Raw genomic sequence first — 15,835 nt, 5'->3', positions numbered from 1 at the left:
CACTGACGACATAAAAAAAACAAAACACCAACTATGAAAAAATTACTGTTCCTTGCGTTCTTCGCCTTTCTGCAAGCAACCGCAATCAACGCTGCGGGTGGGAAAATAGACCGCCACGCACTCGTAAACCGAAACAGTCCGCACATCACGGCGGCCGATTCGCTCAGTTCACTGTCGGTGGGCAACGGTGAGTTTGCCTTCACTGCCGACATCACAGGACTGCAGTCGTTCCCGGAATACTACAAGAACGGTGTGCCGCTCGGCACACAAAGCCAGTGGGGATGGCACAGTTTCCCTAACGTGAAAGGGTTCAAGCCGGAAGAGACGCTTATGGAGTACGACTTCGGGCACGGGCATAAGGAGCTTTATGCCGGACAACCGAAGACACCGGGACGACAGAAGGAGGCTTCCGACTGGTTCCGTGTCAATCCTCACCGTCTGCATCTGGGCATGATAGGCTTCGACTTCGACCGCAAAGACGGTATGAAGGACATCACCGCTGTTGACCAACACCTTGACCTTTGGACGGGAACGCTCGACAGCAAGTTCAAGTACAAAGGTGCAGAGGTTAAGGTAAAGACAGTCTGCCACCCACAGAAAGACATGGTTGCAGCAGAGATTATGTCAAAGAAGCGCACCGGAATATGCTTCCGCTTCCCTTACCCTACGGGGCAGCACTGTGACGATGCGTGCGACTGGAGGGATAATGATGACAGGCACGAGACACAGCTTATATATAAAGACGGCAACAGCAAGAAGGACATCTACTGCGCGAGGCTGAAACGAGTGCTGGACAATACCGTCTACTATGTCACCATCGTATGGGAAGGGAAAGCAACTCTGACAGAGAAAGCCAAGAACTATGTCGTCCTTACTCCGGAAAGTGACCGCTTGGCATTTACTTGTTCCTTCAGCCAACGACCAACACCAATCAGCTTACAGCCTTTCGAAGCTGTGGAAAATGCTTCGAAAAAGCATTGGAAAGCATTCTGGACTGACGGCGCAGCGGTGGATTTCTCCTCCTGCACCGACCCTCGTGCAAAGGAACTCGAACGTCGTGTGGTGCAGAGCCAGTATCTCCTCGCCATACAGTGTGCAGGAACAACACCGCCACAGGAGACAGGACTGACCTACAACTCATGGTTCGGCAAGTTCCACCTTGAGATGATATGGTGGCATCAGGCACAGTTCGCCTTATGGAACCGCACGGAACTGCTTGACCGCACCCTCGGTTGGTACCGTTCAGCCCTGCCTATTGCAAAGGAAATCGCAAGGAGACAGGGATTCAAAGGTGTGCGCTGGATGAAGATGACCGACCCTTCAGCCATAGAAGCGCCGTCAAAAGTGGGCAGCTTCCTCATTTGGCAGCAGCCGCACATCATCTATCTTGCAGAGCTTGTCTACCGTAACGCCACGGACAAAGCCGCCGTTTTGGAGAAATATGGTGACCTCATCGAGCAGACAGCGGAGTTCATGCACTCGTTCGCGACACTCGATTCCGCTAACAACCGCTATATATTAAAAGGTATAATCCCTGCACAAGAGACTTTGAGAGCCGCCGAGACCGTCAACCCTCCGTTTGAACTCTCCTACTGGCATCATGCCATGAACGTGGCGCAGGCATGGCGCGAACGGCGCGGAATGGCACGCATCGAAGCATGGGACGACCTCATCGACCGCCTTTCGCCTCTCGCTTACAACGATGACAAGCTCTATCTTGCAGCGGAGACAGCTACCGAAACCTATCGCGACATACGCTTCACATCCGACCACATGGCGGTGCTTGGAGCGGTGGGCATACTGCCGATGAGCCGGCTTGTCAACGAGGACTACATGCGCAATACGCTCCACTGGATTTGGGACAACTGGAACTGGAACAAGACTTGGGGCTGGGACTACCCGATGACGGCAATGAACGCCGCACGCCTCAACGAGCCGGAGAAGGCAGTCGGCGCGCTCCTCATGGATAAGCGCACAAACACTTATCTCCCGAACGGCCACAACTACCAGGACCAACGCCTCCGCATCTACCTTCCGGGCAATGGCGGACTGCTCACTGCCGTAGCCATGATGTGTGCCGGCTGGGACGGATGCACAACAGAGAATCCGGGATTCCCGAAGGACGGCAAATGGAATGTACGCTGGGAGGGACTGGCCCCGATGCCGTAAGTCCATGCACAACACACCGTGACACAGACATATTTTGTTGTCTGACAAAAGTTTGAGCAATAAAGAACTATTGGTATCTGCTAAAAAACAATGACAAGCAACCAACCTTTTGTATATTAGCATCTTATAAGATTGTTCTTCAAAAGTGGCTTGCCATGTGAACCGCGTCAGCGGTTCTCCGCAAGAGGTTTCCCGGCATAAACATATATACATTTTTACCGGACCACTAATTTGTTTTCTAATGACAGACTTGGGGTTACCCGTGCACATGCATTGCCAATGGGAAAAATACCGGCGTAAAAAAAAACGAAATGGCACTTGACCGTGAGAAAGATAATCTTTCACCAAGTCAAGTGCCATCTTATGTCATGCGAAGCGTCACCTTTCCTCACTGCCCGAGTAACAGAAGTCGTGTCAGTCTATTACGTTCAAGCAGCCCGACAAGCAGTGAGCAGAGAATGAACTCCAGCACTGCCACGGAGAAGACGAGAAGGATGTTCCAACCGTCACTTAGCACAGGGATTTCAAGGTTATCGGAAAGATGTTCAAGAAGATAAATCTGAAGGCAGTAAATGCCGAGGGTACGCCTTCCGCTTGCAAGCAAGAACCGCGTCAGAGAGTTCTCCCCCCCCCCTTATATTTTTAGCGAAAGTACTGAAAATCAGTATCAGAGCCATACTCCCCAGCATTCCGACAGCGAATCTGTAGGTTACTATGGCAAACGAACTGAAGGAGAATTCCACACCTTTCTTTATTGACATAATCCTATAGTGCGGCATATCGTATTCCAAATTCCAGAACATGTACAGCAAAGCAAACGCCACCAGGCATGCCGGCAGCAGCCATTTGGCATTCCTTGCCATGCTTCCCTCATGCTTGCGGACATAATGTCCCAGCCAAAGGAACGGCAGAAGGCGGAAGATTCCCACTCTTGAAACCGTCACAAGCAATGCCGGCGGCACGGTCGCCGCCAACCATTCACGGCGGAAGAGCTTGTTGGAGACATAAGCTATCACGCTGCATCCGAAAAGATATTTCAGGAACCACATGTCACCTCCTGCAAGATAGTCCGCAAAACCGAGTCCCATGGTCATGTCCAGCGGTGTCAGCAGGCGGACAAGGAATGCCACAACCGAGAACGAAAGCACAGGGAGGAGCAACTGGCGTGCCCTCTTCAGGAGAAAACTCTTAGGGTTGTCGGCAAGCATTTTGCCAAGAAAGAGCCCGCTCAGGGTCATGAACAACGGCATGTGGAAAGAGTATATGAAATCATACACCTCGCTCAAGCCAGCGCAAGTGGCAAGGCACTGTATGGAATGCCCCAGTATGACGAGGAAGATTGCAAACGCCTTCAGACTGTCAATCCATATGATTCTCTCGGTTCTCCCTGTTCCCATATTTTATTTTTGTTAATCTGTTAATTAAAAGTATTCTGCATCACCAACACACTGTCCGTATGTTTCATTCTTTATTGTTCTGCTGCGGACAAGCACAAAAGCATCTCTCCATGCATGGAACACCATGTATTCAAGCCAGGATTTGGAAACTGCGATTTCCAAATCTCAAACGAAGGCACGACAATGCAGGCTACAATATGTTGCAATCATCGCGTTGTTTGTTGAAGCGCATGCGGATTTCCGACAGCACAGCTTATCGATGTGCAAAGATAATGGATTTTTCTGTATTATTGGCAAAGTTTCAACAATTATTTCAAAACAACTTGTGGAGTTTTACCGACCGATAATATTATTGCCGGATACAGGCAATCAAGAAAGCTACAACCCATATATTCCGACTTTAAGGATAACTGCTTGTAATACAACTTATTACAGAAGCATAGACAAAAGGTAACCTTTCGCACTGCAAAAGGTGACACTTGACCATGCAAAAGGTGACACTTTGCATGGTGAAAGGTAACGCTTCGCAAGCAATACCAATATGCATGGTTTTCAAAGTGGTTGCTTCTGCCGTGAAGCAAGGTGTAGGAAACAGGTGGGAAATGACCTAAATGGGGAGAAAACAGGCGTAAAACGGTGGATTTTTGTCCGATGGTTTGGGAATATCAATAATTTTAACGAAATTTGCAGAAACTTTCCTATGCGCAACAAATCAACAGATAAAACTATATGACTACATTTCCCAAACGACTGACACTTATGGCTCTTGGCGTGGCGATGACATTCTCCGCCACAGCCCAGACAACTTATCCCTATCAAAACACGGCACTCACTCCCGAGCAGCGTGCCGACGACCTCATCGGCAGACTGACGCTTGAGGAGAAGGCAAGGCTCATGATTGATGTCTCCGGTCCTGTGGAGCGGCTCGGCATAAAGCCTTTCCAGTGGTGGAACGAGACGCTCCACGGCGTGGCGAGAAACGGATTCGCCACGGTGTTCCCTATCACTATGGGTATGGCGGCGTCATGGGACGACGCACTGCTCTTCCGCTGTTTCGACGCTGCGAGCGACGAGGCGCGCATAAAGTACCGTCAGGCGGTACATGCAGGGCAGATGAACCGCTATCAGGGTCTGTCGTTCTGGACACCTAATATTAATATATTCCGTGACCCGCGGTGGGGACGCGGACAGGAGACTTATGGCGAAGACCCATACCTCACGACACGCATGGGACTTGCCGTGGTGCGCGGTCTGGAGGGTCCGAAGGACGCCAAGTACAAGAAACTCCTTTCCTGCGCCAAGCACTATGCCGTGCATTCCGGGCCGGAATGGAACCGCCACTCGTTCAACATCGAGAACCTGCCTGAGCGCGACCTGTGGGAAACCTATCTCCCAGCGTTCAAGGCTCTGGTGCAGGAGGGTGATGTGGCGGAGGTCATGTGCGCCTATCAGCGCATCGACGGACAGCCTTGCTGCGGTCAGACACGCTATTTGCAGCAGATTCTCCGTGACGAATGGGGTTTCAAGGGCATAGTCGTCTCCGACTGCGGAGCGATCCGCGATTTCCATACAAAGGGGCATCATGAGTACACAAAGACACCTGCGGAGTCGGCTGCCAAGGCCATCCTTGCCGGAACGGACAACGAATGCGGCTCTGTCTACAAGGTTATTCCCGAGGCAGTCAAGGCCGGCGAGCTTAAAGAGAGTGACCTCGATGTTTCCCTGAAACGCCTCTTTGTCGGACGTTTCCGCCTTGGCGAGATGGACCCTGACCACCTTGTGCCATGGATGCAGATACCTGAGGAGCGTCTGTGCTCCAAGGCTCACAACGATCTTGCCTACAAGATGGCACAGGAATCAATGGTCTTGCTGCAGAACAAGAACAACATCCTCCCGCTTGCAAAGGAGAACCTGAACATCGCTGTCATAGGCCCGAATGCCAACGACAGTGTGATGCAGTGGGGAAACTACAGCGGTTACCCTACCCACACCGTGACAATCCTTGACGGAATAAAGGCTAAGTTGGGCAAGAATGCCACCGTGAAGTACATCAACGGTGCAGGGCATGTCGCCAATGCTGTTACCATAAGCCATTTCAATGAGCTGACAACGCGTTCCGGAATGCCGGGTGTTGAGGCGTTCTACTGGAACAACAAGAAGCAGGAGGGCACACCGGTTGCCACTGCTGTGTATGTGAATCCTGTGCACCTGGACAATGGTGGCAACACAGTCTTTGCGCCCGGTGTGGAGCTGGAGGACTTTTCCGCCACCTACACCACTGTGTTCAAGCCGCAAAAGGACTGCACCGTGACCATTGACCTTAAGGCTGATGATGGCTACCGCCTGATTATCAATGGCGACACCGTGGCTGACCGGTTCCGCTCGGCTCACGGCATGCAGACCACTCGCAGGGAACTGAAAGCCGTTGCCGGCAGGGCATACGACATTCAGGTTGACTACATCCAGGTCAGCGGAATGGCTCATTTTGAGTTTGACATCAATGAGAAATATGCCGTTTCTGATAATGACCTTGTGGCTCAGGCAGCGGACGCCGACGTTGTTGTATTTGTCGGCGGCATCTCCCCACGCCTTGAGGGTGAGGAAATGAAGGTCGACGCTTACGGATTCAAGGGTGGTGACCGCACGGACATACAGCTTCCGCAGTGCCAGCGCGAACTTATCAAGGCGTTGAAGGCTGCCGGCAAGCGCGTTGTCTACATCAACTGCTCAGGTTCTGCGATAGCCCTCACTGACGAGACAGAGAACTGTGAGGCGATTCTTCAGGCATGGTATCCGGGCGAACGAGGAGGCGACGCTGTCGCTGATGTGCTCTTCGGTGACTATAACCCTTCGGGCAAACTCCCTATAACATTCTATAAGAGTGTGAACGACCTGCCTGATTTCCTTGATTACACTATGGCAGGACGCACATACCGTTACTTCCAAGGCACACCGCTGTGGGCTTTCGGCTACGGAATGAGCTACACCGACTTTGTGTTTGGCAAGCCTCGCTACAAGAAAGGCAAGCTCTCCTTTGCTTTGGAGAACACCGGCAGCCGTGACGGCGAAGAGGTTGTGCAGGTTTATGTGAAGCGAATCGCTGACACAGACGGCCCTATCAAGACGCTCAAGGCTTTCCGCCGCGTCAACGTTGGGGCTGGGCAGAAGACGGAAGTCGTGATGGATTTGCCTCGCGAAGCCTTCGAGTGCTGGGACAAGGAGTCAAACACGATGCGCGTAATCCCGGGCAAGTACAACATAATGGTGGGCAACAGCTCACGTGCCGAAGACTTGCAGACGATTGTGGTGACTGTGAAATAAAAAGTCATTCCATGAATGCGCCCCACGATACATTCTGTTTGTAGTAGTTCAACAGGTAAAAGAAACGCTATGCGGTAGATGGTATATCGTAGAATAAGCGTGTAAATATTTGATGAAATATCTAAATACAAAGAATCGCACTTATGGTTTCTCAACGACAGCCATAAGTGCGGTTCTTCTGTTCGGTAAGTTGATATTGCTTTTAATCAATCAGAAAATTGCTTCGGAGTACATCAAGAATATCCTTTTTTGATACTGATGCCTGTTTGCTTTTGTCATAGATCAGGGCAAGATAAACAGTGGAGTTTTGCGTATCAATATAAAGTGTGAACGTGATAACCCTTGCTCCATTGCTTTTCCCCTTGCCTTTTGAAGCTATTGCCATTCTTATTTTGCGGATGCCATTGCCCAAATCATCACCTAAAGATGGGTTGTTTGCATAATCTGCGCAGAATTTCTTCAAATCATCTTTGAATGAATGATAGCGTTTTGAAAGAATCTTTGCCTCTCGTAGGAATTCGTCTGTGTACCTGAATTCTATATTCATAGCTGTTCCCAGAGTTCGTTTAATGGATGTGTCCGTCCTTCTTTAATATCTGTGAAGCTGGCGACAACTCTGTCAAGCATTTCCTTTTTTGTTGTCTCTACTGCCTCTTTGGACTGGGAAAGGTCTTCCATCAGCCGGTCTGAAAGCCAGCGCTTGTTCTTGATGGACAACGACTGGATTACAGTCCAAAGGCTTTCCACTGGCATGTGCATTATTGCATTCATATTGTTTTTGGTATTATTGGGTTGATGATGCAAAGTTATTCTTTTTCATTGGAATATGCAAATCATTTGGCTGAAAAACTTCTGTTTTTATGTACATAATGCTTTCTACGTATAGTTTTTTTGTTAAGAATGGTCAATAATTGAATAATTTTTATTATCTTTGCACGGAATAATGTGAAAGTCTGCAATTTTGGTCATCCAAAGTTGCTTTCGGTTTGCATGGGTTCTGCACAATGTAAGAAAAAATCTTATATAAAAAATGACAGAAATAATACAGAAAAAGCTCAATGACTCTCCGGCAATGCGCTGGACAGCACTTGTGCTCATTGCGTCCATGATGTTCTTCGGATATATGTTCGTGGACGTGATGTCTCCTATTCAGGCTCTTATGGAGAGCCAGCGTGGATGGACTCCTGATGTGTTCGGTACTTATGCGGCGTCAGAATACATCGTCAATGTCTGCGGTTTCCTTATCATCGCCGGTGTGATTCTCGACAAGACGGGCATCCGTTTCACAGGCGAGTTGTCGGCATCCATGATGTTTGTCGGTGCGGTGATCAAGTTCATCGGTATCACAGAGTGGTTCCAGACAACGGCAATGGCTGACTGGCTGAACTCATGGTGGGTGAGCATGCCTGCCAGTGCCAAGATGGCTTGCTTCGGATTCATGATTTTCGGCTGTGGCTGTGAAATGGCGGGAACGACCGTTTCAAAGGCTATCGCGAAGTGGTTCAAGGGCAAGGAAATGGCTCTTGCCATGGGTCTGGAGATGGCAATAGCACGTGTCGGTGTGTTTGCGATATTCTCTATTTCGCCGATTATTGCCGACAAGATGGGATCTGTCGTAGCCCCTGTGGCATTCTGTACTGTGCTTCTCCTCATCGGACTGATAACCTACACGGTGTTCACCTTCATGGACAAGAAGCTCGACAGCCAGACAGGTGTGACTGCAGAAGAGTCAGACCCGGAGGAAGAGTTCAAGTTCAGCGACCTTGGCAAGATTCTTACCTCTGAGGCTTTCTGGATTGTGGCATTGCTCTGCGTGCTCTATTACAGTGCGATTTTCCCATTCCAGCGCTACGGTGCTAACATGTTGCAGTGCAATCTTGACGGCATTTCCGCTGAAGAGGCATCCAACATCTTCCGTTGGTTCCCTATCGGTGCGGCGGTAATCACACCGTTCCTCGGCAATTTCCTTGACCGTAAGGGCAAGGGAGCGACAATGCTCATGTGCGGTGCGCTGCTGCTCATCTGCTGCCACCTTGTGTTTGCCTTTGTCCTTCCTGAGACAAAGAGCGCGGTGATAGCCTACTCTACCATCGTGCTTCTCGGCATTTCCTTCGCCCTTGTGCCTGCTGCTTTGTGGCCAAGTGTACCGAAGATTGTTGACGAGAAGATTCTCGGAAGTGCCTATTGCCTTATATTCTGGGTGCAGAACATCGGACTCTGCTTTGTTCCGAAACTCATCGGCAACATTCTTACGTCAACCAACGAGGACAATCCTGCCGTCATTGCGGCAAAGGAAGCCGGTGCGGACTTCATCCCATACGACTACACTGTGCCTCTGATTGTGTTCGCAGGCTTCGGTGTGCTTGCACTTATCATCGCCATTTACCTTAAGGCGGTGGACAAGAAGCGTGGTTACGGACTGGAGCTTCCTAATATAAAATAAGTACTATACAATCTAATTCATAAAAAACAACTAACCGTCCCGCGCCTCTCTCCGCATCATGACGGAGGGAGGGCGCAGGGACAACAAAAACAGAAAACTCTATGTTTGAAGGACAACCTAAAGGCTTGTGGGCTCTTGCCCTCGCCAACACCGGTGAGCGTTTCGGTTATTACACCATGCTCGCGGTATTCATTCTCTATCTGCAGGCCAATTTCCACTATGAGCCGGGGCTTGCGACAACTATTCACTCCACATTCCTGATGCTGGTTTATTTCCTCCCTGTCATCGGAGGTGTTGCCGCTGACCGCTTCGGATTCGGAAAGATGGTGACGACAGGCATCTTCATCATGTTCATTGGCTACCTTCTTCTGTCTGTGCCTTTGGGAGGAGATTTCCTCGCTGTGGCAGTGATGGCGGTGGCATTGGTGCTTGTCAGTCTTGGAACAGGCCTTTTCAAAGGCAACCTTCAGGTGATGGTCGGTCGCCTTTATGACGCACCGGAGTTTGCCGACAAGCGTGATTCCGGTTTCAGTTTGTTCTACATGGCTATCAACATCGGTGCTATGTTCGCGCCTACGGCTGCCATAAAGATTATGGACTACGCACAGAGCAGTCTCGATGTGTCAGAGGCCGACTCCTACCATTTCGCTTTTGCAGTGGCTTGTGTCAGCCTTATAGTCTCCATACTTATATATTATTTCTCCCAATCAACCTATAAGCATGTGCTTGTTGGTGAGAAATCAAAGAGCGGCGGCGCAGAGAAAGCGCAGACAAACGTGCCGGAGCTTTCTGCTTCCGAGACACGTGAGCGCATCGTATGCCTTTGCCTTGTCTTCGCAGTCGTTATCTTCTTCTGGATGGCATTCCACCAGAACGGTGCTACTCTGACACTCTTCGCACGTGACTATACACAGACAACCTCCGAGGGATTGCAGAGCATGGCATTCGATGTGACAAACCTTGTGGCTTGTATCTTTATCGTCTACGGCCTTTTCGGCATTTTCCAGAGCAAGACAATGAACGGACGCGGCATCAGTGCGGCTATCATCGTTGCTGCCGGTGCTTTCCTTTCCTACAAGTACAACTCACTCGAAGGCATCGTGGACGTCAAGGCTCCTATCTTCCAGCAGTTCAATCCATGCTACGTTGTGATGCTCACACCGGTCAGCGTGGCACTCTTCTCATGGCTCAACCGTAAGGGTAAGGAACCTACAAGTCCGCAGAAGATAGGACTCGGCATGCTTGTCGCTGCAGCAGCTTTCTGCCTTATGATAGCAGGTTCGACAGGACTTCTTGCTCCTATGGACCAGGCGGCAGCAATCGAAAGCAATGCATCTCCTGAACGTGTGAGTGCTAACCTGCTCATTTCCACCTATCTTGTTCTTACCTTCGCAGAGCTTCTCCTCTCACCTATCGGCATCAGCTTCGTCAGCAAGGTGGCTCCTCCTAAGTACGCAGGACTCATGATGGGTCTGTGGTTCGCAGCCACAGCCATCGGCAACCAGCTTGTGATGATTCCGGGACTGATGTGGGGATGGAACTTCTCTCTCCCTGTCATCTGGGGAATCCTTGCAGGAATCTGCCTCCTCAGCGCACTGTTCATCTTCTCAATCATCAAGAAGCTCAATAAGGTTGCATAGTATGGCAGTGCCTTAATCTAACAAATTGACAAGTTGGCAAATTGTCAATTTGTCAGAATAATATAACCATTAAAGACTTTACGCTTATGTCTATATTCTCTAAAATTGCTTGTGGAGAGATTCCAAGCTACAAGTGTGCGGAAAGCGACACGTTTTATGCTTTCCTTGACATAAACCCTTTGCAGAAGGGACACACACTCGTCATTCCACGCCGTGAGGTGGACTACATCTTCGACATGGAGGACGACGAGATTGCAGAGTTCCAAGTGTTCGCGAAACGCGTGGCAAAGGCGATAAAGAAAGCCTTCCCTTGCATAAAGGTAGGGCAGGCGGTACTTGGACTGGAGGTGCCTCATGCGCATATTCATCTTATTCCGATGCAGTCGGAGAAGGACATGATATTCTCCAATCCGAAACTCTCCCTCACACAGGAAGAGTTTGAGGAGATTGCAAAAAAGATTCGTGAGAACTTTGAATAAAGAATAAGGAAAGTGCGGTGTTATCTCCATACGGGGTGATGCCGCACTTTTGCTTTTTATAGGATAATGAACTAATAACATAATTTTCTACCAACATGACAAAGGGATATATCCAAAAAGACCATGGGAAGCGCACAAAACGATATGTCCAGACCATGGAACTCAAAGACAGTGAAGAGCTTATCCGCCGTTATTGTGAGGCACACGACGAACTGCACATGCGCCCGGAGGTGCTTGCCGGCATGCGCGAAGTGGGAATCCTTGAGATGGAACTCTACCGTCTGGGCACACAAGTCGTTATGATTGTCGACGCTCCCGAGGATTTCGATTGGGACACAGCAATGGCAAAGCTTGCGCAACTCCCCGGACAGGATGACTGGGAAGCCTACGTGGCACAGTTCCAGCAGTGCAATCCCACTGACACCAGCGACCAGAAATGGAAGATGATGGACCGCATCTTCCGTATTTATGATAAGTAAATTACAATCACATGACAAAAATTACCGTCCAAAATACGGAAGTAAATGTTGTAAAAGTTAATGGTGAGGATTATATCTGCCTCACTGATATGCTTCACGCCAAAGACGGTGATTTCTTTATCACTGATTGGTTGCGCAACCGTAATACACTTGAATTCCTTGGGATTTGGGAAAAGGTCTACAATCCAAATTTTAATTATGGCGAATTCGCCACAATTAGAAATCAGTCTGGTCTCAACAGTTTCAAGATAAGCGTAAAGGAATTTGTTGCCCGTACCAATGCTATTTCTTTACAAGCGAAAGCCGGACGATACGGTGGCACATACGCACACAAGGATATAGCGTTTGAGTTTGCTATGTGGATTAGCCCTGAGTTTAAGGTTTATATAGTCAAGGAGTTTCAGCGGCTTAAGACTGAAGAACAACGGCTTGTCGGTTGGTCAGCGAAGCGTGAGTTGTCCAAAATCAATTACCGCATACATACGGATGCCATCAAGCAGAATCTTATTCCCATGGAAGTGACCAAAGAGCAGGCGAGTATAATCTATGCCAATGAAGCGGATGTGCTGAACGTGGCGATGTTCGGACAGACTGCAAGGCAATGGCGTGAGGCAAACCCAGATTTGAAGGGCAATATCCGCGACTATGCCACGGTGAATGAACTTATCTGCCTCTCCAATATGGAAAGCCTCAATGCCGTATTCATTGAGCAGGGATTGTCTCAATCGGATCGTCTTATCAAACTCAACCATATTGCCATCCATCAGATGAGCGTGCTGGAAAGCGGCGGTAATGACAGAAAATTATTAAAATAAAGTGTTGAGAGTTTTGGTGGCAAATCTGTAGATGCCGCGATAACGCATTCTTGTATCATCTTCATGCTCTCTGCCATGCTGGTAAAAAAGATTGCTTTCAAATATGTGCACAACATCCAGGCACAAAATATCAGCCAAACACAACCCACATACCGGCATTGTCCTTGCCCTTATGTTTCAAGATGCTCATCTTTTTCAAAACAGACAGGCCGTGTTCTATTGTACGTGAATTCACAGCCAAAGTCCCGACATTTGTTTGGCGGTGCCCGATGGTGATGCTTTGATGCAATCGAGTATTTTCCACTGACGTTCAGTGAGTTTGTTCTCCGGCATATCTCCGCCATTCAGCATGTCGGTGGAGGCGTAAAGGGTTGTCTGAAACTGTGTAGGAGTAGATTTGAACACAGGTCTTAGTTCGTCTCTATACCCATCCAAAACCTTGGTCTCAAAAGATATTTTTGCCAAAGTAATGTATTAAAGGTATAGGCACCTAAGTAGTTGTAACTATTGGTAAAATTTGCATAAAAAAAACAAAAAAAAACTTTCTCTTAATATACATTTTCTTTATCTTTGTAAAAAGTATCAATTATGACATCTGAAGACAATAAAGTAATAAGATTCTATGGCAAAAATGTGTGTTGGGGAATCCTCTCCCTCCTTGCAATCTTATGCGGTTGCGAATCTGAGAAAAATTTCACTTCGTTGACTATGCAAGATGGTTTTGTTATAACCATCAACAAAACAACCAAATACTATCCAACAGAAGAAGATTTTTTCCATAATGTACGCACAGATTTCCCACATACATATATGATTGAAAATGTGGAGAAAATGGAGTACGAAGAAAATAAACACTATGAAGTTATAGGTTATAACCAAGATTTCGTAGGTTGCTGGGAAAAGGCAAAATTTGGAAATTGGGCAGAAAACTATGGACTTACGCCAAATAAAATTTATTACGTTTCAACAAAATTATATGCAAAATATGTTTCAAAGCCCGATAACACATTGATGATTGTCCCTGAAAAAGGTTTGCAAAATATGGGATATTGCCCAGGCCTAAACGATAAAACATTCTGTGTAGAACAAGATAATGTTACAAATACAAATATTCTAACAACAAGTACTCGCTTCATAGGCTACAATTCAGAAGGCAACCATGTGCAATGTACAATAAATTCATTCACAAACAATAAATTAATATGGAAATTTTTAATTTTACAAGATGTATGGGATTAGTCCCTGCCACATGTACGTTTATTTGCTTAACATTTTGTTCATGCTCTTCAATAGATGAAAGTTTTGGAGATACACAAGATGAGAGTACAGGAAAGATTATACACCTTGACAATGGTGAAACAATAATTCTTTCTGACACAACTACCTATTACCTTGATAATGAAGAGACAGAAGATAGCATCGCAACATCTGTTGCGAATGCCAAGAGTAATTTGTTTGATTTGCAGAGCAGAGCATCAAATGTTTATAAGGCATACGGTTATGACCGCCTTGAACCAGAAAGTGATTGGAGGAAATATAGTGTTGGCAATAGGTGGGTTGATTATGGAATAGTCCCTGGCAGTTATATTGCACGATATTTTATAGTTCATAAAAACTTAACAACAGAACCAGGCACATCTGTTTCACCAGGCAACTATGAGTCTGCAAATGCTCCTAAAAATGCAATGGGACTAAATGGCACAACAGGAAAAATTGGTTTTATTCCTATCCCAACAACAGATTATATTACAGACGGAGTATCAAGAATATTCGTTATCAATTGTGATGCATCAGGAATAGTATACAATAAAAATTTGCCTGCTGACCCATCGAATTTCATATGGGCATATCAACTTATTGAGAATTCAGATGTTTGGCAATAGTACTTTTATGAATTTGCAATTCAACATTAGGAGTTTTTGTCACACTTGCTAATCATAAATTCTATGAAGGTCACTTAAGCAATAAAACAGATGGCGTGTCAGTGTTGTGATACGCCATCTGTTTTATTGCTTAAGTACATAATGTTTCTTATACAAAAAATATCTGTATAATTACTTTTCATATATACGGAAGATGATGGACCGCATCTTCCGTATATATGAAAAATAGAGGATAAAATGACTGCTATAATGAAAGGTGACACTTAGTATCTTTGTCTTTTCATGTCTGCGCATCTCGTTTGTAATTCCTGTGTAATTTGTATTTTACCTATTTAAAATAATGCAGGACTGTGTCATGATAAACGACACAGTCCCGCATATTCTTTTGCATATATGCCTATGGAAAACCTGCTTGCGGAGCTTTCCGGAAGCAGCAGACACGGATGTTTACTCGATAGTGATGCTGTCGATGCGCAGCTTCAGGATGCCGCGAGGAATCTTGATTTCCACCTCATCGCCAACCTTTTTGTTGAGCAAGCCCTGTGCGATAGGAGTCTCTATGGAGATTTTTCCTGCACGGAGGTCAGCCTCCTGCTCACTTACGATGGTGTAGGTCATCTTGGTGTTTGTGGCAAGATTTGTCATCTCGACCTTTGACAGAAGCTGCACGGCATCAGTGCTGAGACGGCTCTTGTCGATGATTTTCGCGTTTGCGATAGTCATCTTCATCTGATTGATTCTATCTTCGAGATGCGCCTGTGCCTCTTTTGCCGCATCATACTCCGCATTCTCTGACAAATCACCCTTGTCACGAGCCTCTGCGATAGCCGCCGAGGCCTTCGGACGCTCTATTGACTCCAAACGCTGGAGTTCGGCCACGAGATTCTCGTAGCCTTCCTTTGACATGTATCCCATATCTTTTAGAATTTAAAATTAGCTGTTAATAATGTTGTTTTTCAAGCAGACGGCAAAAATATAAGAATCCTGATACAAACCGTTGCACCAGAATTCCCCACAATCTTTACCGTCAAAATAAGCGAGCATCACGATGCTCGCCATTCCTTAGTTCCGTAGTACCCAGAACCGGGATCGAACCGGCACGCCTTGCGGCATTGGTGTTTGAGACCAACGCGTCTACCTATTCCGCCATCTGGGTGAACAGTATTTTCTGTGATGCAAAGGTACTAATAAAAGTTGAAAGTAGGAAGC

The 15,835-nt window shown here is 47.3% G+C and carries 15 protein-coding genes and 1 tRNA gene; 9 read left to right on the top strand and 7 right to left on the bottom strand.

The genetic code is table 11. The annotated features are described in order from the left end of the window. Positions 1-33: 33 nt before the first annotated feature. Positions 34-2,169, top strand: a complete 2,136-nt coding sequence (locus tag HPS57_RS11115; protein WP_172183096.1) for a glycoside hydrolase family 65 protein — start codon at positions 34-36, stop codon at positions 2,167-2,169. Positions 2,170-2,557: 388 nt separating this feature from the next. Here HPS57_RS11115 and HPS57_RS14455 read toward each other — a convergent pair whose 3' ends face one another. Both HPS57_RS14455 and HPS57_RS11110 read right to left on the bottom strand, forming a co-directional pair. Further along, on the bottom strand, positions 2,558-2,686 hold the full coding sequence (locus tag HPS57_RS14455; RefSeq protein ID WP_256378290.1) for a hypothetical protein: 129 nt from the start codon (positions 2,684-2,686) through the stop codon (positions 2,558-2,560). A 28-nt stretch (positions 2,687-2,714) separates the two neighbouring features. Further along, positions 2,715-3,566 (bottom strand): acyltransferase family protein, encoded by an 852-nt coding sequence (locus tag HPS57_RS11110; protein ID WP_172183095.1) that lies wholly within the window; start codon positions 3,564-3,566, stop codon positions 2,715-2,717. Between the two features lie 729 nt (positions 3,567-4,295). Here HPS57_RS11110 and xyl3A point away from each other — a divergent pair. Continuing rightward, positions 4,296-6,887: a xylan 1,4-beta-xylosidase gene (gene xyl3A / locus HPS57_RS11105; RefSeq protein WP_172183094.1), complete on the top strand. Its 2,592-nt coding sequence runs from the start codon at positions 4,296-4,298 to the stop codon at positions 6,885-6,887. A gap of 202 nt (positions 6,888-7,089) precedes the next feature. On the opposite strand, the gene HPS57_RS11100 is transcribed toward xyl3A, so the two are convergent. Continuing rightward, complete coding sequence (locus HPS57_RS11100; protein ID WP_135940279.1) at positions 7,090-7,434, bottom strand: type II toxin-antitoxin system RelE/ParE family toxin; 345 nt, start codon at positions 7,432-7,434, stop codon at positions 7,090-7,092. Next, positions 7,431-7,658, bottom strand: a complete 228-nt coding sequence (locus HPS57_RS11095) for a surface protein (protein ID WP_172183092.1) — start codon at positions 7,656-7,658, stop codon at positions 7,431-7,433. The genes HPS57_RS11100 and HPS57_RS11095 overlap by 4 nt, the downstream gene beginning before the upstream one ends. A 259-nt stretch (positions 7,659-7,917) precedes the next feature. Between HPS57_RS11095 and HPS57_RS11090 the strand changes: the two genes are divergently transcribed. The 5 genes from HPS57_RS11090 (at position 7,918) to HPS57_RS11070 (ending at position 12,743) form a co-directional block, all read left to right on the top strand. Then, complete coding sequence (locus HPS57_RS11090; RefSeq protein WP_172183090.1) at positions 7,918-9,330, top strand: MFS transporter; 1,413 nt, start codon at positions 7,918-7,920, stop codon at positions 9,328-9,330. Positions 9,331-9,431: 101 nt separating this feature from the next. Beyond that, positions 9,432-10,970 carry a peptide MFS transporter gene (locus tag HPS57_RS11085; protein ID WP_172183088.1) on the top strand — a complete coding sequence of 513 codons (1,539 nt, stop codon included), beginning with the start codon at positions 9,432-9,434 and terminating at the stop codon, positions 10,968-10,970. A gap of 86 nt (positions 10,971-11,056) precedes the next feature. Then, positions 11,057-11,449, top strand: a complete 393-nt coding sequence (locus HPS57_RS11080; protein WP_172183086.1) for an HIT family protein — start codon at positions 11,057-11,059, stop codon at positions 11,447-11,449. Positions 11,450-11,544: 95 nt separating this feature from the next. After that, complete coding sequence (locus tag HPS57_RS11075; RefSeq protein WP_172183084.1) at positions 11,545-11,928, top strand: L-rhamnose mutarotase; 384 nt, start codon at positions 11,545-11,547, stop codon at positions 11,926-11,928. A gap of 11 nt (positions 11,929-11,939) precedes the next feature. After that, positions 11,940-12,743 (top strand): KilA-N domain-containing protein, encoded by an 804-nt coding sequence (locus HPS57_RS11070; protein WP_172183082.1) that lies wholly within the window; start codon positions 11,940-11,942, stop codon positions 12,741-12,743. A 231-nt stretch (positions 12,744-12,974) separates the two neighbouring features. Here HPS57_RS11070 and HPS57_RS11065 read toward each other — a convergent pair whose 3' ends face one another. Next, positions 12,975-13,178, bottom strand: a complete 204-nt coding sequence (locus HPS57_RS11065; protein ID WP_172183080.1) for a hypothetical protein — start codon at positions 13,176-13,178, stop codon at positions 12,975-12,977. 153 nt (positions 13,179-13,331) lie between these two features. Here HPS57_RS11065 and HPS57_RS11060 point away from each other — a divergent pair, with 153 nt between their 5' ends. Together HPS57_RS11060 and HPS57_RS11055 are read left to right on the top strand one after the other, a co-directional pair. Then, a complete protein-coding gene (locus HPS57_RS11060; protein ID WP_172183078.1) occupies positions 13,332-13,982 on the top strand; it encodes a hypothetical protein in 651 nt (216 codons plus the stop codon). Then, positions 13,946-14,626 carry a hypothetical protein gene (locus tag HPS57_RS11055; protein WP_172183076.1) on the top strand — a complete coding sequence of 227 codons (681 nt, stop codon included), beginning with the start codon at positions 13,946-13,948 and terminating at the stop codon, positions 14,624-14,626. The genes HPS57_RS11060 and HPS57_RS11055 overlap by 37 nt, the downstream gene beginning before the upstream one ends. 447 nt (positions 14,627-15,073) lie before the next feature. Here the strand turns inward: HPS57_RS11055 and greA are convergent, their stop codons facing one another. Together greA and HPS57_RS11045 are read right to left on the bottom strand one after the other, a co-directional pair. Further along, entirely contained in the window at positions 15,074-15,541 is a 468-nt protein-coding gene (greA, locus tag HPS57_RS11050) for a transcription elongation factor GreA (protein ID WP_135940273.1), read from the bottom strand. Between the two features lie 159 nt (positions 15,542-15,700). Further along, a tRNA-Leu gene (locus tag HPS57_RS11045) sits at positions 15,701-15,782 on the bottom strand. Between the last annotated feature and the right edge of the window lie 53 nt (positions 15,783-15,835).

It is taken from the genome of Palleniella intestinalis (assembly GCF_013166595.1).
Lineage (GTDB): Bacteria > Bacteroidota > Bacteroidia > Bacteroidales > Bacteroidaceae > Prevotella > Prevotella intestinalis.
The sequence above is the reverse complement of the archived record's forward strand: the minus strand, read 5'-3'. Positions and strand labels throughout refer to the sequence as shown.